The 26,506-nt window shown below is 68.4% G+C and carries 31 protein-coding genes and 1 pseudogene; 22 read left to right on the top strand and 10 right to left on the bottom strand.

The window, feature by feature from the left end:
* The 4 genes from MKL20_RS09775 to rpsL all read right to left on the bottom strand — a co-directional run.
* On the bottom strand, positions 1-162 hold a 162-nt coding region (locus MKL20_RS09775; protein ID WP_243965529.1), incomplete at its 3' end, for a GTP-binding protein.
* A gap of 58 nt (positions 163-220) precedes the next feature.
* Positions 221-2,296: an elongation factor G gene (gene fusA, locus MKL20_RS09770; protein WP_243965524.1), complete on the bottom strand. Its 2,076-nt coding sequence runs from the start codon at positions 2,294-2,296 to the stop codon at positions 221-223.
* 30 nt (positions 2,297-2,326) lie between these two features.
* A complete protein-coding gene (gene rpsG / locus MKL20_RS09765) occupies positions 2,327-2,797 on the bottom strand; it encodes a 30S ribosomal protein S7 (RefSeq protein ID WP_007557567.1) in 471 nt (156 codons plus the stop codon).
* A gap of 133 nt (positions 2,798-2,930) precedes the next feature.
* The gene (gene rpsL / locus MKL20_RS09760; protein WP_007557568.1) at positions 2,931-3,302 is read right to left on the bottom strand and encodes a 30S ribosomal protein S12; all 372 of its coding nucleotides are present in this window, start codon (positions 3,300-3,302) and stop codon (positions 2,931-2,933) included.
* A gap of 1,092 nt (positions 3,303-4,394) precedes the next feature.
* Between rpsL and MKL20_RS09755 the strand changes: the two genes are divergently transcribed.
* The 17 genes from MKL20_RS09755 to MKL20_RS09675 all read left to right on the top strand — a co-directional run bounded on the left by MKL20_RS09755 (position 4,395) and on the right by MKL20_RS09675 (position 14,645).
* The gene (locus MKL20_RS09755; protein WP_244036501.1) at positions 4,395-5,198 is read left to right on the top strand and encodes an ABC transporter substrate-binding protein; all 804 of its coding nucleotides are present in this window, start codon (positions 4,395-4,397) and stop codon (positions 5,196-5,198) included.
* Between the two features lie 7 nt (positions 5,199-5,205).
* Entirely contained in the window at positions 5,206-5,940 is a 735-nt protein-coding gene (locus MKL20_RS09750) for an amino acid ABC transporter permease (RefSeq protein ID WP_244036500.1), read from the top strand.
* Entirely contained in the window at positions 5,937-6,632 is a 696-nt protein-coding gene (locus tag MKL20_RS09745) for an amino acid ABC transporter permease (RefSeq protein ID WP_244036499.1), read from the top strand. Before MKL20_RS09750 ends, MKL20_RS09745 begins: the two co-directional genes overlap by 4 nt.
* Before the next feature lie 212 nt (positions 6,633-6,844).
* Complete coding sequence (locus MKL20_RS09740) at positions 6,845-7,222, top strand: hypothetical protein (RefSeq protein WP_092039090.1); 378 nt, start codon at positions 6,845-6,847, stop codon at positions 7,220-7,222.
* A 467-nt stretch (positions 7,223-7,689) separates the two neighbouring features.
* Positions 7,690-8,058 carry a 50S ribosomal protein L14 gene (gene rplN / locus MKL20_RS09735; RefSeq protein ID WP_007557579.1) on the top strand — a complete coding sequence of 123 codons (369 nt, stop codon included), beginning with the start codon at positions 7,690-7,692 and terminating at the stop codon, positions 8,056-8,058.
* Positions 8,058-8,372 (top strand): 50S ribosomal protein L24, encoded by a 315-nt coding sequence (gene rplX / locus MKL20_RS09730; protein ID WP_007557581.1) that lies wholly within the window; start codon positions 8,058-8,060, stop codon positions 8,370-8,372. Before rplN ends, rplX begins: the two co-directional genes overlap by 1 nt.
* Complete coding sequence (rplE, locus tag MKL20_RS09725; RefSeq protein WP_147853154.1) at positions 8,365-8,931, top strand: 50S ribosomal protein L5; 567 nt, start codon at positions 8,365-8,367, stop codon at positions 8,929-8,931. The genes rplX and rplE overlap by 8 nt, the downstream gene beginning before the upstream one ends.
* Before the next feature lie 40 nt (positions 8,932-8,971).
* Positions 8,972-9,277, top strand: coding sequence for a 30S ribosomal protein S14 (gene rpsN, locus MKL20_RS09720; protein WP_147853153.1), 306 nt, complete (start codon positions 8,972-8,974; stop codon positions 9,275-9,277).
* Between the two features lie 10 nt (positions 9,278-9,287).
* Positions 9,288-9,683 (top strand): 30S ribosomal protein S8, encoded by a 396-nt coding sequence (rpsH, locus tag MKL20_RS09715; RefSeq protein ID WP_007557585.1) that lies wholly within the window; start codon positions 9,288-9,290, stop codon positions 9,681-9,683.
* Between the two features lie 22 nt (positions 9,684-9,705).
* On the top strand, positions 9,706-10,239 hold the full coding sequence (gene rplF, locus MKL20_RS09710) for a 50S ribosomal protein L6 (protein ID WP_147853152.1): 534 nt from the start codon (positions 9,706-9,708) through the stop codon (positions 10,237-10,239).
* A gap of 10 nt (positions 10,240-10,249) precedes the next feature.
* Positions 10,250-10,612, top strand: coding sequence for a 50S ribosomal protein L18 (gene rplR / locus MKL20_RS09705; protein WP_010686176.1), 363 nt, complete (start codon positions 10,250-10,252; stop codon positions 10,610-10,612).
* A gap of 112 nt (positions 10,613-10,724) precedes the next feature.
* Complete coding sequence (gene rpsE / locus MKL20_RS09700) at positions 10,725-11,312, top strand: 30S ribosomal protein S5 (RefSeq protein WP_007557588.1); 588 nt, start codon at positions 10,725-10,727, stop codon at positions 11,310-11,312.
* Between the two features lie 12 nt (positions 11,313-11,324).
* Positions 11,325-11,516 carry a 50S ribosomal protein L30 gene (gene rpmD / locus MKL20_RS09695; protein WP_007557591.1) on the top strand — a complete coding sequence of 64 codons (192 nt, stop codon included), beginning with the start codon at positions 11,325-11,327 and terminating at the stop codon, positions 11,514-11,516.
* A 10-nt stretch (positions 11,517-11,526) separates the two neighbouring features.
* Complete coding sequence (rplO, locus tag MKL20_RS09690; protein ID WP_244036498.1) at positions 11,527-12,033, top strand: 50S ribosomal protein L15; 507 nt, start codon at positions 11,527-11,529, stop codon at positions 12,031-12,033.
* Between the two features lie 154 nt (positions 12,034-12,187).
* Positions 12,188-13,534 carry a preprotein translocase subunit SecY gene (gene secY / locus MKL20_RS09685; RefSeq protein WP_243965518.1) on the top strand — a complete coding sequence of 449 codons (1,347 nt, stop codon included), beginning with the start codon at positions 12,188-12,190 and terminating at the stop codon, positions 13,532-13,534.
* A gap of 170 nt (positions 13,535-13,704) precedes the next feature.
* Positions 13,705-14,307 (top strand): adenylate kinase, encoded by a 603-nt coding sequence (locus MKL20_RS09680; protein WP_244036497.1) that lies wholly within the window; start codon positions 13,705-13,707, stop codon positions 14,305-14,307.
* 107 nt (positions 14,308-14,414) lie between these two features.
* A complete protein-coding gene (locus tag MKL20_RS09675) occupies positions 14,415-14,645 on the top strand; it encodes a hypothetical protein (protein WP_244036496.1) in 231 nt (76 codons plus the stop codon).
* 10 nt (positions 14,646-14,655) lie between these two features.
* Here the strand turns inward: MKL20_RS09675 and MKL20_RS09670 are convergent, their stop codons facing one another.
* Positions 14,656-15,018 carry a hypothetical protein gene (locus MKL20_RS09670; protein ID WP_244036495.1) on the bottom strand — a complete coding sequence of 121 codons (363 nt, stop codon included), beginning with the start codon at positions 15,016-15,018 and terminating at the stop codon, positions 14,656-14,658.
* 250 nt (positions 15,019-15,268) lie between these two features.
* Between MKL20_RS09670 and rpsM the strand changes: the two genes are divergently transcribed.
* The 5 genes from rpsM (at position 15,269) to rplQ (ending at position 18,833) form a co-directional block, all read left to right on the top strand.
* Positions 15,269-15,637 (top strand): 30S ribosomal protein S13, encoded by a 369-nt coding sequence (gene rpsM / locus MKL20_RS09665; RefSeq protein ID WP_007557604.1) that lies wholly within the window; start codon positions 15,269-15,271, stop codon positions 15,635-15,637.
* A 173-nt stretch (positions 15,638-15,810) separates the two neighbouring features.
* A complete protein-coding gene (rpsK, locus tag MKL20_RS09660) occupies positions 15,811-16,200 on the top strand; it encodes a 30S ribosomal protein S11 (protein WP_007557606.1) in 390 nt (129 codons plus the stop codon).
* A gap of 25 nt (positions 16,201-16,225) precedes the next feature.
* Positions 16,226-17,098, top strand: coding sequence for an MBL fold metallo-hydrolase (locus MKL20_RS09655; protein WP_244036494.1), 873 nt, complete (start codon positions 16,226-16,228; stop codon positions 17,096-17,098).
* Between the two features lie 106 nt (positions 17,099-17,204).
* Complete coding sequence (locus MKL20_RS09650) at positions 17,205-18,224, top strand: DNA-directed RNA polymerase subunit alpha (protein ID WP_007557610.1); 1,020 nt, start codon at positions 17,205-17,207, stop codon at positions 18,222-18,224.
* Between the two features lie 198 nt (positions 18,225-18,422).
* The gene (gene rplQ / locus MKL20_RS09645) at positions 18,423-18,833 is read left to right on the top strand and encodes a 50S ribosomal protein L17 (RefSeq protein WP_244036493.1); all 411 of its coding nucleotides are present in this window, start codon (positions 18,423-18,425) and stop codon (positions 18,831-18,833) included.
* A 479-nt stretch (positions 18,834-19,312) separates the two neighbouring features.
* Here rplQ and MKL20_RS09640 read toward each other — a convergent pair whose 3' ends face one another.
* From MKL20_RS09640 to MKL20_RS09620, 5 genes and pseudogenes are all read right to left on the bottom strand, one after another.
* Complete coding sequence (locus tag MKL20_RS09640) at positions 19,313-21,283, bottom strand: response regulator (protein WP_244036492.1); 1,971 nt, start codon at positions 21,281-21,283, stop codon at positions 19,313-19,315.
* A complete protein-coding gene (locus MKL20_RS09635) occupies positions 21,280-23,001 on the bottom strand; it encodes a response regulator (protein ID WP_244036491.1) in 1,722 nt (573 codons plus the stop codon). Before MKL20_RS09635 ends, MKL20_RS09640 begins: the two co-directional genes overlap by 4 nt.
* Positions 22,998-24,065, bottom strand: coding sequence for a chemotaxis-specific protein-glutamate methyltransferase CheB (gene cheB, locus MKL20_RS09630; protein ID WP_244036490.1), 1,068 nt, complete (start codon positions 24,063-24,065; stop codon positions 22,998-23,000). Before cheB ends, MKL20_RS09635 begins: the two co-directional genes overlap by 4 nt.
* Entirely contained in the window at positions 24,062-26,272 is a 2,211-nt protein-coding gene (locus MKL20_RS09625) for a response regulator (RefSeq protein WP_244036489.1), read from the bottom strand. The genes cheB and MKL20_RS09625 overlap by 4 nt, the downstream gene beginning before the upstream one ends.
* A gap of 14 nt (positions 26,273-26,286) precedes the next feature.
* A pseudogene (locus MKL20_RS09620) lies at positions 26,287-26,506 on the bottom strand (chemotaxis protein); the annotation flags it as partial.

Genomic DNA, 26,506 nt, shown 5'->3' with positions numbered 1-26,506 from the left:
CGGCGCCTTGTCGATCTGGTCGTAGGCCGTGAACGTCGCCCCGCCCGTCTCCGCCAGGACCTTCGTGATCGCCGCCGTCAGCGACGTCTTGCCGTGGTCGACGTGACCGATCGTGCCGATGTTGCAGTGCGGCTTGGTGCGAGCGAACTTTTCCTTGCCCATCAGAGCCTCCTAGAATTCGAAATCGTGTTGCGGATGAAGAGGTGGTTCAGGCGTAGCCTTAAGCGTACTTGGCGATGACCTTGTCGGCCTCGCCGCGCGGCACCTCTTCGTAGTGGTCGAACTGCATGGTAAAGTTCGCCCGGCCCTGCGACATGGAGCGCAGGTTGTTCACGTAGCCGAACATGTTGGCCAGCGGCACCATCGCGTTGATGACATTGGCGTTGCCGCGCATGTCCTGGCCCTGGATCTGGCCACGGCGGGAGTTCAGGTCGCCGATGACCGAGCCGGTGTAATCTTCCGGCGAGACGACCTCGACCTTCATCACCGGCTCTAGCAGGACCGAACCGCCCTTCTGGAGCGCCTCGCGCAGAGCGGCGCGGGACGCGATCTCGAAGGCGAGCGCCGACGAATCGACGTCGTGGTAGGCGCCGTCGATCAGCTCGACCTTGATGTCGACCACCGGGAAGCCCGCGAGCACGCCGGCGCCCAGGACCGAGTTGAGGCCCTTCTCGACGCCCGGGATGTATTCCTTGGGCACCGAGCCGCCGACGACTTTCGACTCGAACGAGAAGCCCGCACCCGGCTCGTTCGGCTCGACGATGAACTTCACCCGAGCGAACTGGCCGGTACCGCCGGTCTGCTTCTTGTGGGTGTAGTCGATCTCCTGACGACGGGTCAGCTTCTCACGGTAGGCCACCTGCGGCTGGCCGATATTCGCGTCGACCTTGTAGGTCCGGCGCAGGATGTCGACCTTGATGTCCAGGTGCAGCTCGCCCATCCCCTTGAGGATGGTCTGGCCGGATTCCTGGTCCGTGGAGACCCGGAAGGACGGATCCTCGGCGGCGAGCTTGGCGAGCGCGATGCCGAGCTTCTCCTGATCGGCCTTCGACTTCGGCTCGACGGCGATCTCGATCACCGGCTCCGGGAACTCCATGCGCTCCAGGATCACGGCCTTCTGCGGATCGCACAGGGTGTCGCCGGTGCGGGTGTCCTTGAGGCCGGCCAGCGCGACGATGTCGCCCGCGAAGGCTTCCTTGACGTCCTCACGGTTGTTGGCGTGCATCAGGAGCATGCGGCCGACGCGCTCCTTCTTGTCGCGCGTCGAGTTGATGACATTGGCGCCCGACTCGATCTTGCCCGAGTACACGCGGCAGAACGTGATCGTGCCGACGTGGGGATCGTCCATGATCTTGAAGGCGAGCATGGAGAAGGGATCGGAATCCGTCGGGTGACGGACCACCGGCTCCTCGGTCTTGAAATCGAGGCCTTCGACGTCGCCGCGATCGGCCGGGGAGGGGAGGTAATCCACCACCGCGTCGAGCAGGGGCTGCACGCCCTTGTTCTTGAAGGCCGAGCCGCAGAGCACCGGATGGAAGGCGCGCAGCTGCACGGCGCGACGCACGAGCTTGTGCATCGTCGCGGCATCCGGCTCGGTGCCGTCGAGATAGGCCATCATGGCCTCGTCATCGAGCTCGACGCAGGCCTCGACCAGCTTGCCGCGGTACTCCACGGCCTGATCCTTGAGGTCCTCAGGGATCTCGACCTCGGAGAAGTCTGCGCCCAGCGTCTCGCCGGACCAGACGATCGCCTTCATCTTGATGAGGTCAATCACACCCTTGAAGTTCGACTCCGAGCCGATCGGCAGCTGCAGGCAAACGGGCTTGCCGGCGACGCGGTCGATGATGTCGGCCACGCACTTGAAGAAGTCGGCGCCGATCTTGTCCATTTTGTTGACGAACACGACGCGCGGCACGTCGTACTTGTCCGCCTGGCGCCAGACGGTCTCGGTCTGGGGCTCGACGCCCTGGTTGCCGTCGAGCACGCAGACGGCGCCGTCGAGCACACGCAAGCTGCGCTCGACCTCGATGGTGAAGTCGACGTGGCCGGGGGTGTCGATGATGTTCAGGCGCTTCTCGCGCCAGAAGCACGTCGTGGCGGCGGACGTGATCGTGATGCCGCGCTCCTGCTCCTGCTCCATCCAGTCCATGGTGGCGGCGCCGTCATGGACTTCGCCGATCTTATGCGACTTTCCGGTGTAGTAGAGGATCCGCTCCGTCGTCGTGGTCTTCCCAGCATCAATGTGGGCCATGATGCCGAAGTTGCGGTAGTCCTCGATCGCGTGCGTGCGGGGCATCGGATTGCTCCTGAGAGACGGCGGAACCGCTTACCAGCGGTAGTGCGAGAAGGCGCGGTTGGCTTCAGCCATCCGGTGCGTATCTTCCCGCTTCTTGACGGCGTTGCCGCGGTTGTTCGCGGCGTCGAGCAGCTCGGCGGAGAGCCGCTCGATCATGGTGCGGTCGTTGCGCGACCGGGCGGCCTGGATCAGCCAGCGGATGGCGAGGGCCTGACGGCGCTCGGTCCGAACCTCGACGGGGACCTGGTAGGTCGCGCCGCCGACGCGCCGGGAGCGCACTTCGATCATCGGGGCGACGTTGTCGAGCGCGGCGCGGAACACCTCGATCGGGTTGGCCCGGGCGCGGTTCTCGACGATGTCGAAGGCGCCGTAGACGATCCGCTCGGCGGTCGACTTCTTGCCCTCGTACATGATCGAATTCATGAACTTCGTCAGCACCACGTCCCCGTACTTCGGGTCCGGGATGATCTCACGCTTCTCGGCAGAGTGACGACGGGACATCTCTTAAACTCTCAAACGAGTCTGACTTAAGCACCTCGCGCAGGCCGCCTTGGCTCTTTTGATGAAGCCGGCGACATCCTTACGAGGCCGTGGAAAGGCCTTTGCGCGACCGGATAAACTCCGGCCGGCGATCTTACTTCGGCCGCTTGGCGCCGTACTTGGACCGGCGCTGCTTGCGGTTCTTCACGCCCTGCGTGTCGAGCACGCCGCGCAGGATGTGGTAGCGCACACCCGGAAGATCCTTCACGCGGCCGCCGCGGATCATGACGACCGAGTGCTCCTGAAGGTTGTGACCCTCACCCGGGATGTAGCCGATCACCTCGAAGCCGTTGGTCAAGCGGACCTTGGCGACCTTACGAAGGGCCGAGTTCGGCTTCTTCGGGGTCGTCGTGTAGACCCGGGTGCAGACGCCGCGCTTCTGCGGGCAAGCGTCAAGCGCCGGAACCTTGTTGCGGCTCCGCTGGATCTTCCGCGGCTGGGCGATCAGCTGGTTGATCGTCGGCATCCTGTGCCCTCTTCCTCGGTCACCTTGGCCGGATTGCCCAAGGCAATCCGCAAAACGAATATGCGCCGGAGGTCCTGTCACAGACCCTCGGCGCGGTGTGGGCAGAGGAGCACGCCCGAAACGAACGCGCTCGTACCTACGGATCTGACTTAGAGCGTCAGGCGATTTGAGCCTTCGGATCGCTCGGAGCGATCGCGGCGCCGTGGGTCATACCCAAGGGCCGTCGGCAGCCAAGGGCCGTCCGAAGTGGGGCGCTTCTAGCCGCGGTTAACGCGCAGGTCAATGCGGTCGCGGCAGAAAACTGCGCCCCATGACCGGTTAACGACCCGTCACGGAGCGGAACGATTGAGCCGCTCCGCTGACTGCGAAGCTGGTGATGTCCGGCCTTTTATCCGGGACGCGGCGTGGGGCAAAGACCGCCGCGGGACGAGCCCTGCGCCCTGGTGGCGTCCGATGCCCCCTTGGCTGCTGCGCGGCTTCCAACAGAGCTGACGCCGATCGCGCCCTTGTTTCAGGACACACCTTACATCGCCAGCCGTGTCGCGCGTGATGGGAAGCCGTGGCGGTCGCCACGGGTTGATCCGAGGGCGCCGAAATAATCTCCGTCCAGCGCTAAGCTTCGTGCTGAGCTTCTTCTTTCCGGCCGCTGAGAAACGGAATGGGATGCTGTTGATTGCTCCCGCGCAGATGCGCCATCATCTTTGTGCGAGTCGTGAAGTTCCGAGGCTTCTCTTTGGAGATGCCCCGAAGAACTGATTTGCTTCATCTGCGAATCGCGGGCTTTTATTCTGGAACCCTTATGTCTGCGGCACTTCGATGTTGGGATTTGCCCTCGATCCGCGGCCCGGCCTTCGCCGGTCCTCATGGATCGCCGTAGCCCCAGCGCCCTGACGGTCGGCCGCCGGCTTCGTCGCGACCCCGTCGGACTGCCGAGGCGCAATCCTGAGGACTGCACCGCTTCGAAGTGCCCACTTCTTGCCTCCGGCCTGGAGAGGGCACGGGGGTCGGTCCGGGCGATCCCGAAACCATGATTCGTGCGGCCGGTCTCGACCCGCGGCGAGCCTTGAGAAGCCTCAACACCAGGAGATATCCGTGCGTCGCCTACTGACTTTCGCCCTGGCAACACTTCTCTCCGTCGGGGCCGCGCAAGCCGACCGCCTCGACGACATCAAGAAGGCCGGCGTGCTGCGGGTCGCGGCCTTTGACAGCAACCCGCCCTTCGGCTTCGTCGATCCGAACACCAAGCAGATCGCCGGCCTCGACGTCGATTACGCGAAGGCGATCGCCGACAAGATCGGCGTGAAGCTCGATCTGCGCCCGACCAACCCGGCCAACCGCATCCCGCTCTTGACCTCCGGCAAGGTCGATCTGGTGCTGGCAAACTTCACGATCACGGAGGAGCGCGCCAAGCAGCTCGATTTCAGCATCCCGTACTTCGCCTCCGGCCAGCAATTCCTGGCCAAGAAGGGCACGCTCACCGCGCCCGACCAGCTGAACGGCCTGCGCATCGGCGCCGACAAGGGCACCACCAACGAGATCGTCCTGCGCCGCGACTTCCCGAAGGCGACCGTGGTGGCCTTCGACGACACGCCGTTCGCCTTCGCGGCCCTGCGTAACGGCAACGTCCAGGCGATCACGCAGGACGGGCCCAAGCTCGTGGGCCTGCTGGCGAAGGTTCCGGATAAAGAGAACTACGAGGTTCCGGCCTTCTCGATCTCGAACGACTATATCGGCGTCGGCATCCCGAAGGGGGAGACCCGCCTCCGCGAGGTCGTGAACGAGACCCTCCGGGAGCTGGAAGCCAGCGGCAAGGCGGCAGCGATCTATGACCGCTGGTTCGGTCCCAAGTCGGACCAGCCGCTGCCGCGCTTGTTCCGGATCGGCGACCACAGCTAGACCCCCGGTGAGCCTCTTTGGCGATCTCCTGGCGCCGCGTTACTTGATCTGGCTGCTGCAAGGTTTTGGGGTCACCCTGGCCCTGTCGGCTGCCGTGTGCTTGGCCGGGACGATCCTCAGCCTCGCCCTCTGCTGCCTGCGGGAAACAGGGGGCCGGCTCGCGGAGACGGGGACCGCCGCCTGCGTGGGCCTCATCCGCAACACGCCGCTCCTGGTGCAGCTGTTCTTCTGGTATTTCGGCGCTGCCGCCCTGATGCCGGCCTGGCTCACCGCTTGGCTGAACAGCCCGCACAGCCTTCCTCTGGGTCCGGCGGATCTGCGCTGGCCCGCCTACGAGACGCTGGCCGGCTTCTTCGGCCTGACGCTCTACGCCGCCGCCTACATCGCCGAGGAATGCCGCGCCGGACTCAACGGTGTCCGGCCCGCCCAGCGGGAAGCCGCGCTCGCCCTCGGCCTGACCGACTTCCAGGTCTTCCGCCACATCGCGCTGCCGCAGGCGCTGCGAATCGCCTGGCTGCCGGTGGTCGGCCAGTACCTCAACACCATCAAGAACACGTCGCTGACCATGACCATCGGCCTCGCCGAACTGTCCTACGCCTCGCGGGAGGTGGAGACCGAGACGTTCCAGGCCTTCCAGGCCTTCGGCATCGCGACACTCCTCTATGTCGGGGCCGTCGCTGCGGTCGAGACGGCCGGCCACGCCATCGCGCGCCGGGACCCAGCGGGAGCCGCTCGCCGGTGAATGTTTCCGTCATCGCCGACAATCTCGGCTACCTGCTGGCCGGCGCCTGGCCGGACGGGCCGGTGGGCGGGCTGATGCTGACGATGATTCTCTCGGCCGCCTCCGGCCTCGCCTCGGCTTTCCTGGGGCTCGTCCTCGGGATCGCGCTGGCGATGAGCGGCGGACGGACACGGCGCGCCCTGACCCTGGGGCTCGGGCTGTTCCGGGCCGTCCCGATCGTGATGCTGATCTTCTGGAGCTACTTCCTGCTGCCGGTCCTGTTCGGCTTCGCCATCCCGGAGACCGACACCGTGGTGACGGCCCTGTCGCTGGTGGGCGGCGCCTACCTGTCCTACGCGGTGGCGGCCGGAATCGAGAGCATCGGCCGCGGCCAGTGGGAGGCCGGCCTGGCCCTGGGCTTCGGCCGCTGGCAGGTCCTACGGGTCATCATCTTGCCCCGGGCGCTGCCGGCCATGGCGCCGTCCTTCGTCAACCAGTGGACCACGCTGATCAAGGACACCTCGCTCGCCTACGTGATCGGCGTGCCCGAACTCTCCTTCGTGGCGACGCAGGTGAACAACCGCGCCATGGTCTACCCGGCCGAGATTTTTTTGTTTGTCGGCGCCGTCTACGGATGCCTCTGCCTGGTGGTCGATCGGTTTGCTGCGCTGGTTGCTAGACCGCGTCGCCTGCCGCGCGCGGGCAGGGCCTGACGGAGGCCCCTCCATCCTCATCTCAAACTGAGTCGGCTTGGTCGTCGCGGGCACAGCGCGACCGTCTCCAAGGGCGTGCCGAGCCAGCAACGTGCCGGATCGGGGCAGGGGCCTCGCATCACGGTCTACGGAAGATTAAAGCGAACCGTCGAAATGTCCCGATCGTCGGGCGGCCTTCGGGCCGGCCTCAGTGCGTATCGAGGATGTTGCGTATGGGTTGCGTCGCGGTCAGCAACGTCGTCCCCTTCCGGCGGATCGCCCCCGCCTCCGCGGCCGGCGAGCGGGACGCCCGCAACCGCCGCCGCAGCGAGCAGCGCTCGCTCATGGACGCGGTCTACGCCACCGGCAGCATGATCGTCGCCGCCGAGGATCGTGAGATCAAGCTCACCGCCTCGCGCCTCCAGGTCTACGGCTTCCTCACCATCGAGGAGGTCACCGAGGATGGCGGCATGCGGCGCCTGCGCCCGTCCGAGGCGATTCGCGCCCGGTCCGAGCGCCCCTGGCGCCTGTCGAAGCCGGCCTTCGGCAGCGCCGTGACGATCCCGAGCCTCGACGATTTTTTGTTCGAATCGGCTGGCCAGCCGTTCTGAGGTCCTGAGCTTAAAAGGTAACCGGCCCGGCGCGCTCGCCTGCGCGGCGGGCATGGCTGTTGTGTCGTCCCCACCCGCCGGCTGCGCCATCTGCCTGCCCAGCCACCGCCGGAATGCGATGCGCGCACGCGCCGTCGACTCGGCCAGCGCCCATCGATAAGCCGTCGATCGGCCCCGCCCGCACATCGCGCAACGCCCGAGCCCGAATCGCCCCGGCAACTCTCGGCCGGACCGGCGAATTTGCCGCGATCGGCTTGCCTTCCGGGCCCGCCCGTAGTATCCGCCCGGCCTTCGCGACATTCCGATGGGTGCTCGCACCCTGTGAACGCGGTGACCGCGCCGGCGTCTTCTGACGCCGCAAGCGCGGTCTATACCATGAGCCGGGGACATCAGATCCCCATCAGGCGTCGTCCGCCGGGCAATACCGCCCGCGTGCGGAAACCCGCCTGAAACAAGGAGTCACGCACGTGATCCAGATGCAGACGAATCTGGACGTCGCCGACAACTCTGGTGCACGCCGTGTGATGTGCATCAAGGTACTCGGCGGGTCGAAGCGGAAGTATGCCGGCGTTGGCGATGTGATCGTCGTGTCGGTCAAGGAGGCGATCCCGCGCGGTCGCGTCAAGAAGGGCGACGTCATGAAGGCGGTCGTCGTTCGCACGGCCAAGGCCGTGAAGCGCGTCGACGGATCGGTGATCCGCTTCGACAAGAACGCTGCGGTCCTGATCAACAATCAGAAGGAGCCGATCGGCACCCGCATCTTCGGACCGGTGCCGCGCGAACTGCGCGCGCGCAACCACATGAAGATCATCTCGCTGGCGCCGGAGGTGCTGTGATGGCAGCCAAGATCAAGAAGGGCGACAAGGTCGTCGTACTCACCGGTCGCGACTCCGGTCGCTCGGGCGAGGTCATTCAGGTTCTGCCGAAGGAAGGCCGGGCTTTCGTGCGCGGCATCAACCTGGTCAAGAAGCACCAGAAGCAGACCCAGAACCAGGAAGGCGGGATCATCTCCAAGGAGGCCGCCATCCAACTCTCGAACATCGCGGTCGCCGATGCCAACGGCAAGCCGACCCGCGTGGGTTTCCGCATCCTCGAAGACGGGCGCAAGGTCCGATTCGCCAAGAGCACGGGGGATCAGATCGATGGCTGAGGCCGACAAGAACGCCTACACCCCGCGCCTGCGCAAGCACTACGACGAAGTCGTGCGCCAGAAGCTGATCGAGGAGTTCGGGTACAAGAACCCGATGCAGGTTCCGCAGATCGAGAAGATCGTCATCAACATGGGCGTCGGCGAGTCCACCGCGGACTCCAAGAAGGCGACCGTGGCGGCCGGCGACCTCGCGCTCATCGCCGGCCAGAAGCCGGTGATCACCCGGGCCCGCAAGGCCATTGCGACCTTCAAGGTCCGCGAAGGCATGCCGATCGGCTGCAAGGTCACGCTGCGCAAGCAGCGCATGTACGAGTTCATGGATCGCCTGATCACGATCGCGCTGCCGCGCGTCCGCGATTTCCGCGGCCTGAACCCGCGCTCGTTCGACGGCCGCGGCAACTACGCCCTGGGTCTTAAGGAGCACCTCGTGTTCCCGGAGATCTCCTACGACAAGGCCGAGCAGATGTGGGGCATGGACATCGTCGTGGCGACCACCGCCCAGACCGATGCCGAGGCCAAGGCACTGCTCGCCGCCTTCCAGTTCCCGTTCCGGCAGTGAGGCCTTCGCGCTTCATACGCGGACACCGGAGATAGACCACATGTCGAAGAAAAGCTCAGTCGAGAAGAATGAGGCCCGCAAGACGCTGGTGAAGCGTTTCGCGGCCAAGCGTAAGGCGCTGCTGGACATCGCCAACAACGATGCCCTCGAGATGGAGGAGCGCTTCGAGGCGCGCCTCAAGCTCGCGGAGCTGCCGCGCAACTCGTCCGCCACCCGCATCCGGAACCGGTGCGGCATGACCGGCCGTCCGCGCGCGTTCTACCGTAAGATGGGCATCTCGCGCATCGCGCTGCGGGAGCTTGGCAACCGGGGCCTGATCCCCGGCCTGGTCAAGTCGAGCTGGTAAGGAGGTCCCCATGGTCAACGATCCCGTGGGTGACATGCTCACCCGTATCCGCAACGGCCAGCTGCGCCGTCGCAACGTCGTTCAGACGCCCGGCTCGCGCCTGCGCGCCAACGTCCTGAACGTGCTGAAGTCCGAGGGCTACATCCGCGACTACGCGGCGACCGACCTCGGCAACGGCCGCACCGAGTTCGCCATCGAGCTCAAGTACTACGACGGTCGCCCGGTGATCCGCGAGATCAAGCGCGTGTCGAAGCCCGGCCGTCGGGTCTACTCGTCTGTCGGTGATCTGCCGCACGTGGCCGACGGCCTCGGCGTCACCATCGTCTCCACACCGCAGGGCGTCATGGCCGACCACGAGGCGCGCGAGCGCAACGTCGGCGGTGAAGTGCTCTGCACCGTATTCTGATCGGGACGGAGGAGGTTATCCCATGTCTCGCGTAGGCAAGAAGCCCGTTCCCGTGCCGGCCGGCGTCACCGCCACCGTCACCGGTCAGACGGTGAAGATGAAGGGCTCGAAGGGCGAGCTGCAGTTCGACGTCCCCACGCTGGTCAGCGTGGAGATGAAGGACGGCGCGATCTCGGTCGAGCCGGTCAACCAGTCGAAGCCCGCCCGGTCCCTCTGGGGCACGTCGCGGGCCCAGATCGCCAACATCGCCGAGGGCGTGTCGAAGGGCTTCGAGAAGAAGCTCGAGATCACGGGCGTCGGTTATCGTGCGGCGATGGCCGGCAAGGCCCTCAAGCTGTCGCTCGGCTACAGCCACGACATCGAATACGCGATCCCCGCCGGGATCACGATCGTTACCCCGAAGCCCACCGAGATCACGATCACCGGGATCAACCGCCAGCAAGTCGGTCAGGTCGCCGCCGAGATCCGCGATTACCGCGGACCCGAGCCCTACAAGGGCAAGGGCGTGAAGTACGCGGGCGAGTTCATCTTCCGCAAGGAAGGCAAGAAGAAGTAAGGAGGGCATCATGTCTCGCAAGCTCGAAGCCCTCGATCGCCGCAAGGCGCGCGTCCGTCGCGCGCTGCGGGCGGCCGCCAACGGCCGTCCGCGGCTCTCGGTGTTCCGCTCGTCGAAGCAGATCTACGTGCAGGTCATCGACGACGTCGCCGGCAAGACGCTGGCCGCCGCCTCGTCGATCGACAAGGCACTCAAGGGTGAACTCAAGACCGGCGCCGACGTCGCCGCCGCCAAGGCGGTGGGCAAGCTGGTGGCCGAGCGCGCCAAGGCCGCGGGCGTCACGAAGGTGATCTTCGACCGCTCCGGCTACATCTACCACGGTCGCGTCGCGGCCGTCGCCGAAGCCGCCCGCGAGGGTGGCCTGGAGTTCTAAGGAACTCTCTCCGCGCGGAATGATACCCGCGCGGCCATTCCCTCCCGTTTCCGGCGAGGGGAATCGAGCGAGCGGATCCGAGGATCCGCGCTAGTGAGATAGGTTAGACAACATGGCACGTGAACGGGAAGGCGGGGGCCGCGGCCGCCGCGATGAGCGCGAGGAGCGCGACAGCGAATTCGTGGACAAGCTCGTCCACATCAACCGCGTCGCCAAGGTGGTGAAGGGTGGCCGTCGCTTCGGCTTCGCAGCCCTCGTCGTCGTCGGCGACCAGAAGGGCCGCGTCGGCTTCGGCCACGGCAAGGCCCGTGAGGTGCCTGAGGCGATCCGCAAGGCCACCGAGGCGGCCAAGCGTGGCCTGATCCGGGTGTCGCTGCGTGAGGGCCGGACCCTCCACCACGACGTCAACGGCCGTCACGGCGCCGGCAAAGTGATCCTCCGCGCGGCTCCGCAGGGTACCGGCATCATCGCCGGCGGCCCGATGCGCGCCGTGTTCGAGACGCTCGGCATGCAGGACGTCGTCGCCAAGTCGCTCGGCTCGTCCAACCCCTACAACCTCGTGCGTGCCACCTTCGAGGCGCTCAAGAACGAGGACAGCCCGCGCTCCGTGGCGGCCCGCCGCGGCATCAAGGTGTCGAGCCTCCAGGCCCGTCGCCGCGACGCCGATCCGGCCGACCAGTCCGAAGCTGCGGTCGCGTAAGGGGAGGGTCCGATGGCACAGAAGACCGTCCGTATCGAGCAGATCGGTTCGCCGATCCGCCAGGAGGCCAGCCAGCGCCAGACGCTGATCGGCCTGAAGCTCAACAAGCTCCACCGCGTGTCCGAGCTGGAGGATACTCCCTCCGTGCGCGGCATGATCCGCAAGGTTGCGCACCTCGTGCGCGTCCACGGCGACGTGGCGTGAGGAGGCACCGATGAAGCTCAACGAAATCAGCGACAATCCCGGCGCTACCAAGAACCGGATGCGTGTCGGCCGGGGCATCGGCTCCGGCAAGGGCAAGACCGCCGGCCGCGGCGTGAAGGGTCAGAAGGCCCGGACCGGCGTGTCCATCAAGGGCTTCGAGGGCGGTCAGATGCCGTTGCATCGGCGCCTGCCGAAGCGCGGCTTCAACAACCTCTACGCCCAGGACCTGAACGAGGTGAACCTCGGCCGGATCCAGGAGGCGGTGGACGCCGGCAAGCTCGACAAGGCGGCGACCGTCACGATCGAGACCCTGGTGGCTGCCGGCATCATCGCCCGTCCCCGCGACGGCGTGAAGCTGCTCGGCGTCGGCGAGCTGACCGAGAAGCTCAGCTTCGAGGTCACCCGCGCCTCCAAGTCCGCCATCGAGGCGGTCGAGAAGGCCGGCGGTTCGGTCACCGTCGCGTTCGCGACGGGTGTTTCGCACCGTGGCGGCGCAAAGGCCGAGGCCACGGCCTGACGGCCGGCCTAAGAGCGACGCAGGGTCCCGTTGCACGGGCCCCGCGGAGCCTTTAAGCCGATCCTTCGAGCGGCGGCCCTGCGACCACGCGGGCCGCCGTTTTCATTTCATCCGGGCACGCTTGGCCCGGCGACATTCCCAGGACGCGACGCTTATGGCCTCAGCAGCCGAGCAGCTTGCCGCCAACCTCAACTTCGGGGCGATCGCCAAGGCCGATGAGCTGAAGAAGCGCATCTGGTTCACCTTGGGCGCCCTCGTGGTGTTCCGGCTGGGGACCTACATCCCGATTCCCGGCATCGATCCGGAGCAGTTCGCCCGCAACTTTCAGCAGCAGGCTGGCGGCGTGCTCGGGCTGTTCAACATGTTCTCCGGCGGTGCCGTCGAGCGCATGGCGATCTTCGCCCTCAACATCATGCCGTACATCTCGGCCTCGATCATCGTTCAGCTGCTCACCTCGGTGATCCCGAGCCTGGAGGCCCTGAAGAAGGAGGGCGAGTCCGGCCGCAAGGTCATCAACCAGTACACCCGCTACCTCACGGTGGTGCTGGCGCTGGTGCAGTCCTGGGGCATCGCGATCGGCCTGCAGAGCTCGTCGGCCGCGATCGATCCCGGCCCGTTCTTCCTGGCCTCGACGGTGATCACGCTCACCGGCGGCACCCTGTTCCTGATGTGGGTCGGCGAGCAGATCACCTCGCGGGGCATCGGCAACGGCTCGTCGCTGATCATCTTCGCCGGCATCGTCGCCCACTTGCCTGTGGCAATCGCGGGCGCGCTTGAGCTGGGCCGCACCGGCGCGCTCTCGCCGCTGATCATCCTGGGCGTCGCCGTGGCCGCCGTGGTGCTGGTCTACTTCATCGTGTTCATGGAGCGCGCCCAGCGCCGGCTCTTGATCAACTACCCGAAGCGCCAGGTCGGCAATCGCATGTACGAGGGCCAGACCTCGTTCCTGCCGCTCAAGCTCAACACCTCGGGCGTGATCCCGCCGATCTTCGCCTCGTCGCTGCTGCTCCTGCCGGCGACCGCGGCAAGCTTCTCGGCGAACGGTGGCAGCACCGGCTGGCTGGGGACCATCACCGCCTATCTGGGCCACGGCACGCCGCTTTTCATGGCGCTCTACGCGGCTTTGATCATCTTCTTCACGTTCTTCTACACCGCGGTGGTGTTCAACCCACAGGAGACGGCGGACAACCTGAAGAAGCATGGCGGCTTCATCCCGGGCATCCGGCCGGGCGAGCGCACCGCGGCCTTCATCGACAAGGTGCTGACCCGGATCACGGTGATCGGCGCCCTGTACCTGACCCTGGTCTGCCTGTGCCCGGAGATCCTGTCCTCCTACGCCTCGGCGAGCCTCGGCTTCGGCGGCACCTCGCTGCTGATCGTGGTCTCGGTGACCATGGATACGGTCGCCCAGATCCACGGGCACCTGATGGCCCATCAATACGAGGGCCTCGTGAAGAAGGCCAAGCTGCGTGGCGCCTCGACCACGCAACGCCGCCGCTGACCCTGTTACAGAGGCGGGACGAAGCCACCGACGCGCCTGCCTCTGACCAAAAGGTCCGGATGCCTCCCGGCACGGGACCAGATAGAAAAACATGAGACGGGCGATGCCGGGGAGGCTTCGCCACCCGCCGCTTGGGCCCGGAGAGAGTCGGGCCGGACGAGGACAACGCCATGCGCATCATTCTGCTCGGCCCCCCCGGCGCGGGGAAGGGGACGCAATCCGAGCGGATCGTACAGCGCTTCGGCATCCCGCAGCTGTCCACGGGCGACATGCTGCGCGCCGCGGTGGCTGCTGGCACGCCGGTGGGCCTGGAGGCCAAGGCCGTGATGGAATCGGGCGGCCTGGTCTCCGACCGGATCGTGGTCGGCATCGTCGCCGACCGGATCGAGGAGCCCGACGCGAAGGGCGGCTTCATCCTCGACGGCTTCCCCCGCACCGTCGCCCAGGCCGAGGCGCTCAGCTCCATGCTGGCCGGCAAGGGCATGGACCTCGACGCGGTCATCGAGTTCAAGGTTGATGAGAACGCGCTGGTCGGGCGCATCGAGAAGCGTGCCGCCGAGACCCAAGCCCGCGGCCAGGCGGTGCGCAAGGACGACACCCCCGAGGTGTTCAAGCAGCGCCTGGAGGCCTACCGGGCCCAGACGGCGCCGCTCTCCGACTATTACGCCAAGACCGGCCTGCTCCAGACCGTGGACGGCATGCAGCCGATCGATACGGTGACCACCGAGATCATGGGACTGCTGGAGCCGCACGCGGAACGCGTCGCGTCCTGACAGGATCGCCGGCACGGCACGGCTTCGAGCAGCCTGCCGGCGGATCCATCGGTGAACCTCAGTTCAAATCGGAGGTTGAGGGGCAGACCCGACCGGGATCCCCCTCCATGACCGTCCTCCGCATCCCCGTGAGCCTGCTCTTGGTCGCCATCGTGGTGACACCGCTCCCGGCTGCCGCGCAGAGCCCGGCGCAATCCTTCGTGTATGGCGAGAAGCGCTTCCGGAACGCGTGTCGGCCGCCGCTCAAGTACGCAGCGGGGGCCTGTGTTCGCCGCTGCCCGGCGGGCTACCGGAATACAGGCGGCTATTGCCGGTTCCAGAGCCAGCGCTTCCGCTGAGAGAGCCGCGTCAGAGCTCGGCGCGCCGTTCCGCCCGCAGCGCCCCGAAGAAGTTCACGACATCCATCGGCAGCGCCCGGCGGCCGAAGAGGCGGGTAGGGTTGCCGTCGGTGCGGCCGTCGCGCAGCTCGACCATCGCGGTCATGCCGTTGTAGCGGAACACCATCCGGCGGCCGGCGAAGGTGGCCCAGAGCAGGCCGGGGCCGTCATCCTCCTCCTGGAACGCGATCGAGCCGGGCTCGGCCTCGGTGAGGATGCCCCCGGTCACCGCCAGGATCACCGGCGTGACCTCCTCGGCATTCTCCTCGGCCGCCCGGAGGACCGAATCGGCGAAGGCCCGCAGGGTGGCGCCGTCGCTGGTCAGAACCGACATCTGTGCTCCTGGGTGGATCCCTGTCCGGTCCGCGCGCGACGCATGGCGGCACGGCCGATCGTTCACGGGTCGTTGACATATGGTCCTGCGCACGCTAGCAGGCCGTCCTTCGTCCAATCGATCGCTGGTCCGAGGTGCCCTGTCCAGGGCCGCCCCCGGGCCACGTTGTCGTTTGGCGCGCGCAGGGGCCGGCCTCCACCGGACGCGCGCGAGCACCGCCCGGTTTCCGGGCCTCATATGGAGCGTGATCATGGCCCGTATCGCAGGCGTCAACATCCCGACCAACAAGCGCGTCGTCATCGCGCTCCAGTACATCCACGGTATCGGCGCCAAGAAGGCCGAGGAGATCACCCAGAAGGTGAACATCCCCGCCGAGCGCCGGGTGAACCAGCTCACCGACGCCGAGGTGCTTCAGATCCGCGAGACGATCGACCGCGACTACATCGTCGAGGGCGACCTGCGCCGCGAAGTCTCGATGAACATCAAGCGCCTGATGGATCTGGGCGCCTATCGCGGCCTGCGTCACCGCAAGCAGCTGCCGGTCCGCGGCCAGCGCACCCACACCAACGCCCGCACCCGCAAGGGCAAGGCGAAGCCGATCGCCGGCAAGAAGAAATAATTTTTCGTCGTTGGAAGGCCGTGCTTCGCTCGGCCTTCTTTCCGTCGCGCTGGGTGTCCCACAGGGATCCCGGCGCAGGCTCGACCGCCCTGCACGGGCGCGCCGGCCCAGTCCCAAACAGAATCCCGAGCGCCTGGAATTACGGGCGCGCTTGAAGGAAGAGTGAGACGAGAATGGCTAAGGAACCGCAACGCGTCCGCCGGCGCGAACGCAAGAACATCGTGTCGGGCGTCGCCCACGTGAACGCCTCGTTCAACAACACGATGATCACCATCACGGACGCGCAGGGCAACACGATCTCGTGGTCGTCCGCCGGCGCGATGGGCTTCAAGGGCTCGCGCAAGTCGACGCCGTACGCCGCCCAGGTGGCCGCCGAGGACGCAGCCCGCAAGGCCTCTGAGCACGGCATGCGCACCCTCGAGGTCGAGGTGTCCGGCCCGGGCTCGGGTCGTGAGTCGGCCCTGCGCGCCCTTCAGGCCGCGGGCTTCACGGTCACCTCGATCCGCGACGTGACCTCGATCCCGCACAACGGCTGCCGTCCGCGCAAGCGTCGTCGGGTCTGAACCAACCGGTTTGACGGAGAAGCTCATGACGGGATCGAAGCCGCTTCCGGGCGTGCTGCGTTGGAACCTCGGCGACCTCACGGTCACCGCGCTCAATGACGGCTGGTTTCAGGCCAGCCTCGATCTCGTCACGGGGATCCCGAAGGACGAAGCCGGCAAGCTGCAGGTCGCGGGCTTCCGCACCGAGCAACCCAAGATCACGCTGAACGCCTTCCTGATCACGGGCGCCGGCCGCAAGCCGGTGCTGATCGATACGGGCTACGGCGATTTCGCCCCGGTGGAGACCCTGGGACGGTTCAGCACGGCGCTGGCGCTCACCGGCGTCAAGCCGGAGGAGATCGAGACCGTCCTGGTCACGCACCTGCATCCCGACCATGTCGGCGGTCTGGTGACGAACGGGGCGGCCCGGTTCCCGAACGCCGAGATCGTGGTCCACGCCGACGAGACGGCCCACTGGCTCACCGACGAAGCGCTCTCCCGGGCGCCGGACGAGGCCAAGCCGTATTTCGAGGGCGCCCGCAAGGCGGTGGCGCCCTACGCTAAGCGGATGCGCGAGCATCGGGGCGGCGAGGTGCTGCCGGGCATCACGGCCGTTCACCTGCCGGGCCACACCCCGGGACATTGCGGTTTCCGCATCGTCTCCGGTGGACAGTCGCTGCTGATGTGGACGGATGTGGTGCACCTGCCCGCGATCCAGTTCAAGAACCCGGAGGCGGGTGTCGGATTCGACGTCGATGGCGACCAGGCGCGGGCGACGCGCAAGACCATCATGGACGAGGTCGCCAGCGACCGGACCTTCATCGCCGGGGCGCATCTCGAATTCCCGGCGCTGGGCTACGTGGACCGGGATGGGGCGGGCTACTGCTTCGTGCCGGCTCTCTGGGTCGGCGGCGAGTAATAGACTTTGCATTCAGGGACCGTTCGGGGCGCCAGGGGGCGGCGCCGGACGGCCGAAGCGCGGGGACGGGCGTCGCGGATCCCGAGCATGGACGAGAGGTAGGATCGTGGTCATTCAGAAGAACTGGCAGGAACTGATCAAGCCGAACAAGCTGCAGGTCTCGACCGGCGACGACCCGAAGCGGGTCGCCACGGTCGTGGCCGAGCCGCTTGAGCGCGGCTTCGGCACCACGCTCGGCAACGCCCTGCGGCGCGTGCTCCTGTCCTCGCTCCAGGGCGCGGCGGTGACCTCGGTGCAGATCGACGGCGTGCTGCACGAGTTCTCCTCGATCCCGGGCGTCCGCGAGGACGTCACCGACATCGTCCTGAACATCAAGACCATCGCGATCCGGTCGCAGACCGATGCGCCCAAGCGCATGACCCTGCGCAAGACCGGCCCGGGCACCGTCACGGCCGGCGATATCGGCACGGTCGGCGACATTCAGATCCTGAACCCGGAACTGGTGATCTGCACGCTGGACGACGGCGCCGAGATCCGCATGGAGTTCACGGTCGCCACCGGCAAGGGCTACGTCCCGGCCGAGCGCAACCGCCCCGAGGACGCGCCGATCGGCCTGATCCCGGTGGACTCGCTGTTCTCCCCGGTCACCAAGGTCAGCTACCGCGTCGAGACCACCCGTGAGGGCCAGGATCTCGACAAGGACAAGCTGACGATGACGATCGAGACCAACGGCGCCGTGGGCCCGGAGGACGCGCTCGCCTATGCGGCGCGGATCATCCAGGACCAGCTGCAGGTCTTCGTGAACTTCGAGGATCCGCGCAAGGAAGAGGCCGCGCCGCTCGCGCCGCAGCTGCCCTTCAACCCGGCGCTGCTCAAGAAGGTCGACGAGCTGGAGCTGTCGGTCCGCTCGGCGAACTGCCTGAAGAACGACAACATCGTCTACATCGGCGACCTGATCCAGAAGTCCGAAGGCGAGATGCTGCGGACTCCGAACTTCGGCCGCAAGTCGCTCAACGAGATCAAGGAAGTGCTGGCCGGCATGGGCTTGCACCTGGGCATGGACATCCCCGGCTGGCCGCCGGAGAACATCGAAGATCTCGCTAAGCGCTTCGAAGAGCACTACTGAGGCGAAGCCGCCTCGGGCCGGACTTGGCGGCGCTGATCGGCGCCGTCTGTTTGGCCGATCCAGATCCGGGACTTCGCGGTCACGACGCGAAGGCCAAATAAAATCCCGCCGCGGGGTTATGCGGAATGAATGGCCCCGCTGTTGGGGCGCCCGGCCGTACCGTGGCACGGCGGCCGAGAAGAGAAGGAAGCCAGCACCATGCGTCACGGTTATCGCGGCCGTCGCTTCAACCGCACCGCCGAGCATCGCAAGGCGATGTTCGCCAACATGTCGGTCGCCCTGCTGAAGCACGAGCAGATCGTCACCACCCTGCCGAAGGCCAAGGACCTGCGTCCCGTGGTCGAGAAGCTTGTCACCCTCGGCCGGATCGACAGCGTCCACACCCGCCGTCTTGCCATGGCGCAGCTACGCGATGCCGACATGGTCAAGAAGCTCTTCGCCGTGATCGGCCCGCGCTACGCCGGTCGTCCGGGCGGCTACCTCCGCATCATGAAGGCCGGCTTCCGCAAGGGCGACAACGCCCCGCTCGCCGTGATCGAGTTCGTCGAGCGCGACGTCGACGCCCGCGGCAAGGATTCGGGCCAGGTCGAGGTTGCCGAGGCAGCCTGAGCCACAGCTCAACAGATTGCGTTTGAAAGAAGCCGCCCCGGGTCATCCGGGGCGGCTTCTTCGTTCTGGAGAGCGGCCAAAAAAGAACCCGCCGGCTTGCGCCGACGGGTCTGAAGCAGGGTCCACGTTTCGGATCGTTGCGGGAGCTCGCCCTTGGCGGTCAGTGTCGGACTGACCGGGAACTCGACCGCGTCGCGGTTCCGAAACCCCTATCCCTGCTGATTCTTGTTGGGCGGATCGTCCTGATCCGGGTCGGCATCGCGCCGCCTGCCTGGGAAGATACCGTGATTGCTCATGGTTCACCTCCGCGTTCGTAACCCGGAGCCACGAGGCTCCGTGGAGGGTCAATGAGCCGGCAACGGGGTGGTTCCCATCCGCCCCGTCATTGCGAGCGCAGCGAAGCAACCCAGGGCGGCGCGCGCTCCCAAACCGTAGCGGATCACTGGGTCGCTTCGCTACGCTTGCAATGACGGTTTAGGTCACCCTCGCCCCGGATCAGCCCCATCCAGAAGATCCGAGACCCGGCTCGCCAGATCCGCCGAGCGGAACGGCTTGGTCAGGACCGGGAGGTCGTCGGGGATCTGCATCGCTTCGGCATGGCCGGTGAGGATCAGGACCGGCAGGCTGGGATCGCGGTCGCGGATCGCGGCGGCGAGTTCGATGCCGCTCATGCCGGGCATGGCGAGGTCGGCGACGATCAGGTCGAACCGGCCGGGGGCGAAGGATTGGAGCGCGGTCTCGCCGTCGCCGGCCTCGGTGGCGTCGTGGCCGAAGCCGGTGAGGAACGAGGCCGTGACGTGCCGGACCTGCGGGTCGTCGTCGACCACCAGGATCCGCGCCGACCGGGCCGCAACAGGGGCGTCGCCGGGCGCACGCGCCGCCTGCTCGGGCGCCTCGGCCGCGAAGGGGAGGGCGAGCTCGACCCGCGTGCCCCGGCCGACCTCGCTCTCGATGGCGAGCCGCCCCTTGGATTGCTGCGCGAGGCCGAACACCATGGCGAGGCCGAGACCGGTCCCCTGGCCCACCGCCTTGGTGGTGAAGAACGGTTCGCAGACCCGGCGCAGGATCTCGTCCGGGATGCCGGTGCCCTCGTCGGTGACGCTGACGCCGAGATAGGAGCCGTCGGTGATCTCGGGATCGCCCGCGATGTCGAGGCGCCGGGTGGCGACGGTGATCGTGCCGCCGTCCGGCATCACGTCCCGGGCGTTGATGCACAGATTGAGCACGGCGAGTTCGAGCTGATCCGGATCGACCTGGACGGCGGCCAGGTCGTCGCCCAGCTCGGTCCGGACGGTGACCAGCCCGCCGAGGCTGCGGCCGAACAGGTCGCTCATCCCGCCGATCAGGGCGTTCACGTCGGTGGCCCGGGCTTGGAGGTCGTGGGCGCGGCTGAAGCTCAGCAGGCGCTTGGTCAGGGAGGCGCCGCGCTCGGCCGCGCCGCGGGCGTTCTCGATCAGGCGCTGCACCCGCGGCAGTTCGGCGACCTTGGGGGCGGCGAGTTCCAGGCTGCCGAGGATCGCGGTCAGCAAGTTGTTGAAATCATGCGCGATGCCGCCGGCCAGGGTGCCGAGCGCCTGCATCTTGTCGGATTGGCGCAGCCGCGCCTCCAGGGTCCGCTGCTCGGTGACGTCCCGCTCGATCACCGCGAGATGGCTGACCGCGCCGCCGGCGTCGCGGATCGGCACCCGGGTCACGTGGCTCCATTGCTCGGCGCCGACCGGCCCCTCGCTCGTCAGGCTCTCGGCGACCGTCCCGGAGCGGATGGCTGCGGCATCCGCCTCAGCCACCGCGCCGCCCTGCGCGCCGAGGAGGTCGCCCTCGCGCTGCCCGAGGCAGTTGAACACGTCCCGGCCGAGTAGGGTCGCCTTACGGGCGTTGAGCCGCACGAACCGGCCGTCCGCGTCCTTGAAGCTGATCGCGTCCTGGGCGTGGTCGAGGAGCCCGCGCAGCAGCGCCCGCTCTGTGGCGAGGTCGCGGCCCAGGCGGTGGCGCTCGAAGGCCTGCCGGACCGTGGAGCGCAGCAGGCTCGCGTCCCAGGGCTTGGTGACGTAGCCGACGATGCCGCCGCGGTTGAGGGCCGCGATCACCGCGGTGATGTCGGCGTAGCCGGTGAGCAGGATCGCCTGGGCGTCGTGGAAGGCGCGGGCCTCGGCCAGCAGGGCGTCGCCGGTGAGGCCGGGCATGCGCTGGTCCGACAGCACCACGGCGATGTCGGGCTCGGCGTGCAGGATCTCGAGCGCCTCGTTCGGGTTCGAGGTGGTCAGCACCCGGTAGGATTCCTCGAACAGGTCCTCCAGGGCGATCAGGATGTCCGGCTCGTCGTCGACGGCCAGGATCGTCCCGCTGGGGCCCTCGAACCCGGCCCGAGATCCGTTCTGAGAATGCGTATCCGTCACCGAACCGGTGTCCATCGCGGAGGAGAATGCTCGAATTGCCGTGCCTTCACTCATGCGTTGGCCGCCTGCCGCGGAATGCCGATCACGAAGCAGGCTCCCCCGTCCGGCGCCGCCTCCACGGTGAGCGAGCCGCTATGCGCCTGAACGACGCTGTAGGCAATCGCAAGACCCAAGCCGGTGCCTGAACCCACGGGCTTTGTCGTGAAGAATGGCTCGAAGATCTTCTCGCGCAGGTCTTCCGGGATACCAGGACCAGTATCACTGATCCGAATCTCGTCGACCTCCGGGTTCGAGACGGTGTCGATCCGGATCATGCCGCCCTCCGGCATGGCGTCGGCGGCGTTGCCGAGGATGTTCATCACCACCTGGTTGAGCAGCGCCGGGGTGCAGTGGATCTCGGCCCGGCCGGCGAAGCTGCGCTCCACCGCGATCCGGTCGCCGAGCTTGTGCTGGATCAGCGCCAGCACGGTCTCGATCGCCTCGGGCACGTTGACGAGCGCCCGCTCGCCCTCGTCGAGGCGGGAGAACTTGCGCAGGTTGAGCACGAGGTCCTGGATCCGGGTCAGCCCCATCCGCATCGAGCCGACCCGCTGGCGGGCCTTGTCGAGGGCGCGGACGGCCGCCTCCGGGGCCGCATCGGGCAGTTCGTTGAGCAGGCGCTCGACCGTGCCCTGGTGGGCCAGGATGAAGGCCAGGGGGTTGTTGATCTCGTGGGCGATGCCGGCGACCAGCTCGCCGAGGGAGGCCATCTTGGCGGCCTGGACCAGCTTGGCCTGGGCCTCGGTGATCTGGCGGTTGGCGTCGGCGAGGTCGCGGTTGGCCCGTTCCAGGGCGTCGGCGAGGCGCGCGCGCGCCTCGGAGGCCTCGGCCTCGGCGCGGGCGCGCTCCACCGCCCGCTCGCGCTCGCCGAACTGGCCGGCGATGCGGCGGTCATCCTCCTCCAGCAGGCGGCGGCGGACGAAGCCGCGGACCCGCAAGGCCAGCACCTCGGCATCGGTCTTCGAGACCACGTCGTCGGCGCCCGCCGCGAAAGCCTCGACCAGAAAGTCCTTGGCCGGATCGCTGCCGGCGATGCCGACGAGGTGGAAGCCGGCACCGGCCGCCTGGCCCGAGCGGCGCTGGCTGATCGCCCGGCACAGGGTCAGGCCGTCATAGGCGTGGCCGAGCAGGTCCACGGTCACGCAGTCGAACGCATCCTCGCCGACCCCGTCCAGGGCCGCGAGCGCCGCCTCCGGCCCGTCGGCGGTGGCGACATGGTGGCCCTCCTGCCCGAGCAGGCCCGCCAGGAAGGTCCGGTAGGTCAGGCTGCCGTCGATCACCAGGATCCGCCCGCGCCGGAACGCGGCGGCACCCGGCCCCTCGCCCTCGGCGGAGGGCCGGCGCTCGCGCAGCAGGGCGCGGATGCGCAGGATCATCAGGTCGCGGTCGGCGGATTTCGGCAGGTAGGCGTCGGCGCCGCTCTCCAGGCCCTTCCGCTCGCCGCCGCCGCCGCCGGTGAGCATCAGCACCGGCAGGGCCCGGGTGCGCAGGGACAGGCGCATCTGGCGGATCAGCTCGTCGCCATCCATGCCGGGCAGGTGGTAATCGGCCACCACGAGGTCGGGTTGGGTGCGGTTGAGATGGTCGAGGGCGGCCTCGGCCGAGGGGCAGCGCTCCACCGCGAAGCCGTGGGCCTCCAGCAGGAGGCGCAGCTCCAGGGCCTGCGTCTCCGAATCCTCCACCAGCAGGATGCGGGCGGGCCCGTCCTGGGCGCCGGCCTCGCTCCGGCTCACGGCCGCGCCCCCGGGTCGGCCAGCCGCAGGACGTGGTCGCCGATCCGGTCGAGGGGCAGGATCGCGCGGGCGGCGCCGAGCCGCACCGCCGCCGCCGGCATGCCATAGACCACCGCGGAGCTCTCGTGCTCGGCCACGGTCTGGGCGCCGGCCCGGTGCATGTCGGCCAGCCCGACCGCGCCGTCCTCGCCCATGCCGGTGAGCAGCACGCCGATCCCCGAGGCGCCGACCTGGCGCGCCAGCGAGCGGAACAGCACGGTGGCGGCCGGGCGCTGGCCGGAAACGGGCTCGGTCTCGACCACCCGCATCACCCGGCCGGTGCCGATCTCGAGGTGGCGGTCGCCGGGTGCCACGTAGACGTGGCCGGGTTCCGCGCGCGCCCCGTCCCGCGCCAGCGAGACCGGCAGGGCGACGACGCTGTCGAGCCAATTGGCGAAGCCCTCCATAAAGGCCGCGCCCATGTGCTGGACCACCAGCACCGGCAGCGGAAATGTTTTCGGCAGGGCGCCGATCACCCGGGCCAGGGCCGGCGGCCCGCCTGTCGAGGCGCCAATCGCCAGCAGGCTGGGCGCCTGCCCGGCCAAGTCGGCCGGCGCGGCGAAGTCGGCCAGGCTGGTCCGTCCGGCCCATTCGGTGCCGATCGGCCGCCGCCGGATCACCGGGACCTGGGCCATGATCCGCAGCTGGGTGCAGATCTGGTCGGCCACCGCCTCGTAGCCGGCATGGGTCGTGGCCACGGGCTTCTCGACCACCGAGAGGGCGCCGGCCCGCAGGGCGTTCATGGAGATCCGGAGCGAGGAATCCTCGACCGAATCGGCGACCACGACGATCGGGGTCGGCTGCTCGGCCATGATCCGGCGCGTGGTCTCCAGGCCGTCGATGCCGGGCAGGCGGATATCCATCGAGATCACGTCCGGCCGCGCGACCGGGAGGGTGGCCAGCGCGTCCTCGCCCGAAGCCACCGCGGCCACCAGTTCCAGCCGGGGATCGCGCGAGACGATGTAGCGCAGCAATTCGCGCACGACGAGGCTGTCTTCGACCAGCATCACCCGGACCGGCGTCATAGCAGCTGTCCGATCGTGTCGAGCAGCTGGCGCTGATCGAATTTCTGCTTGGTCAGGTAGGCGTCCGCCCCGAGGTCGAGGCCCCGGGACACGTCGGCGGCATCCCCGCGCGACGTCATCAGGATCGTCGGCAGCCGGGCGAACCGGGGGTCGGCGCGCAGCGCCTTCAGCAGCCCGAAGCCGTCGAGGCGCGGCATCTCCACGTCGGCGAGCACCAGATTCACGGGTTCGATCTCGGCGCGCAGCCGGTCGAGGGCGTCCTGACCGTCGACGCAGACGACCACGCGGTAGCCGGCGGCTTCCAAGATGCCCTTCTCCAAGGTCCGGGTGGTGATCGAATCGTCGACGACCAGGATGGTCGCCCGCGCGGCGGCGCGGGGCGCGGTCGTCGAACGTGGAGCCTGCGTCATCGTTCCGGCGGGAAGCCCGGCCGATGACGCCGCGGCCCGCGCGGCGAGGCCGTCGGGGTCCAGGACCAGCACTGGCACGTCGCCGGGTAGAACCGCGGTGCCGGCGATCAGGCCGGGATCGGCCCCGAAGGACGGGGCGGGCAGGACCAGCAGCGCGCGGACATCGTGCAGGCGGTCGACCCCGAGCGCCAGGCGGCTGCCGCCGGCCCGGAGCAGCACCGCGGTCAGGATCGCCGGGTCCTGATCGGCGGCATTCGGTGCCTGTCCCAAAATCTCGGTGAGATCGGTGACCGGGTGGTTCGTGGCCGCCTCACCCTCTCCGATCCGGACCATCGTACGGCCCAGGGCGAGGGGCAGCTCGGCCCGGTCGAGGCGCAGCAGGCGCTCCACCGCGCCGCCCGGCAGGGCGTAGGTGCGGCCGGCCGCCTCGACCAGCAGCAGGCTGCGACGGGCCGCGGAAAGCGGCAGGCTGAACACGAGCGCGGTGCCGGCGGGCTCGCGGGGTTCCAGGCGGACGCTGCCGAGCAGCTGGCGGGCCGCGTCGGCGGCCACCGACAGGCCGTAGCCGCGGCCCGACAGGGTATCGACCGCCTCCGCGGTGGAGAAGCCGGGCTCGAACACGAGCCGCAGCAGGGTCTCGGGATCGGCGTCCTCCCCGGGGGCGAGTAGCCCGCGGGCGCGGGCGGTGGCGGCAATGCGGGGCAGGTCCGGCCCTGGCCCGTCATCGTGCACGGTGACTTGGAGGCGCGCGCCGCGCACGGCGACCTCCAGCCCGAGCGCCAACGCCTCGGGCTTGCCGGCAGCGCGGCGCACGTCCGGGCTCTGCCAGCCGTGGCTGAGGGCGTTGCGCAGGGCGTGCAGCAGCGGATCCTTCAGGGCCTGGAGCAGGCCGCGCTCCACCGGCAAATCAAGGCCGCGCAGGTCAAGATCGACGTCGCGGCCCTGTTCTCGGGCGGTCTCGCGGATCGAGCGGGCGAGGGGGCCGAGGACGGTCTCGGCCGGTACCAGGGCGAGGCGCTCGGCCTCGGTGCGGACGCGGAACGCCGCGCCCTCGACCGCGCTGGTCGCGGCGGCCTGGCGCCGGGACAGCTCCGCGGCCTCCCGGGCGAAGCCGCCGAGACGCGTCGCCAGCGCCCGCAAGTCCGACCCGTCCGCATCGGATCTGGCGGCCAGCGCCTCGGCGCCCGCGCGCATGTCCCGGGCGAGCCGGGCGAGGCGCGCCAGACCCTCGGCCGCAGGAGCCTGGGCCGCCAGGGTGCTGGTCAGGTCGTGGCTCGCCCGGGCCAGGGCTTCCACGGCCTCTCCGGGCACGCGCAGGATCGCGGCACCGGACTCGATCGGCTCGGGAGCCGGTGCCGGGGCGGGCGGGGCAGGGGGTTCGGTGGGTGGCGCAGCGGCGGGCGGCGGCGGGGCCTTCGGCGCCTCCTCGGACAGGCCGAGACATTGGCCCAAGGCCGACAGGGCGTCGGCGGGCATGTCCGGCCCGGCGCCGTCCTGAAGGCCGGAAACGTAGGTCTCGATCCGGTCGAGGGCGAGCTGGACGGCGTTGGCGGCGGCGCGGTCGAGAACCTGCGCGCCGGTGCGGACCCGCTCGAACAGCGTTTCCAGGCGATGGGCGACCGCCTCCACGGGGGGCAGGTCGACGGCGCGGGCGGCGCCCTTCAGGCTGTGGGCGCGGCGGAACACGTCGTTCCAGTCCGGAGTCGCGCTGCCGAGCGCGGCCCGGATCGCCGTGATGTGCTCGCGGTGCTCGACCTCGAAGGCCGCGAGCAGGAGCTGGCGGATGTCGGCGGGCAAGGCGGCGCCCGCCCTCAGTGCCGGTAGCGTTCGGCCAGGGCCATCAGCGCCTGGGCGAGGTCCGTGAGGTTGGCCGAGGCCGCCTCGACCTCCCGGGTGCCGGCCGCCGTCTGCTGGCTGGCCTGGCGGATGTTCTGCAGCGCCCCCATCACCTGCTCGATCCCCAGCTGCTGCTGGTTGGTCGAGGCCACGATCTGCTGGAACGTCTGCACGTTCTCCTCCACCCGCGCCGTG

Source organism: Methylobacterium sp. E-066 (assembly GCF_022829635.1).
In the GTDB taxonomy this organism is placed as follows: domain Bacteria; phylum Pseudomonadota; class Alphaproteobacteria; order Rhizobiales; family Beijerinckiaceae; genus Methylobacterium.
The sequence above is the reverse complement of the archived record's forward strand: the minus strand, read 5'-3'. Positions and strand labels throughout refer to the sequence as shown.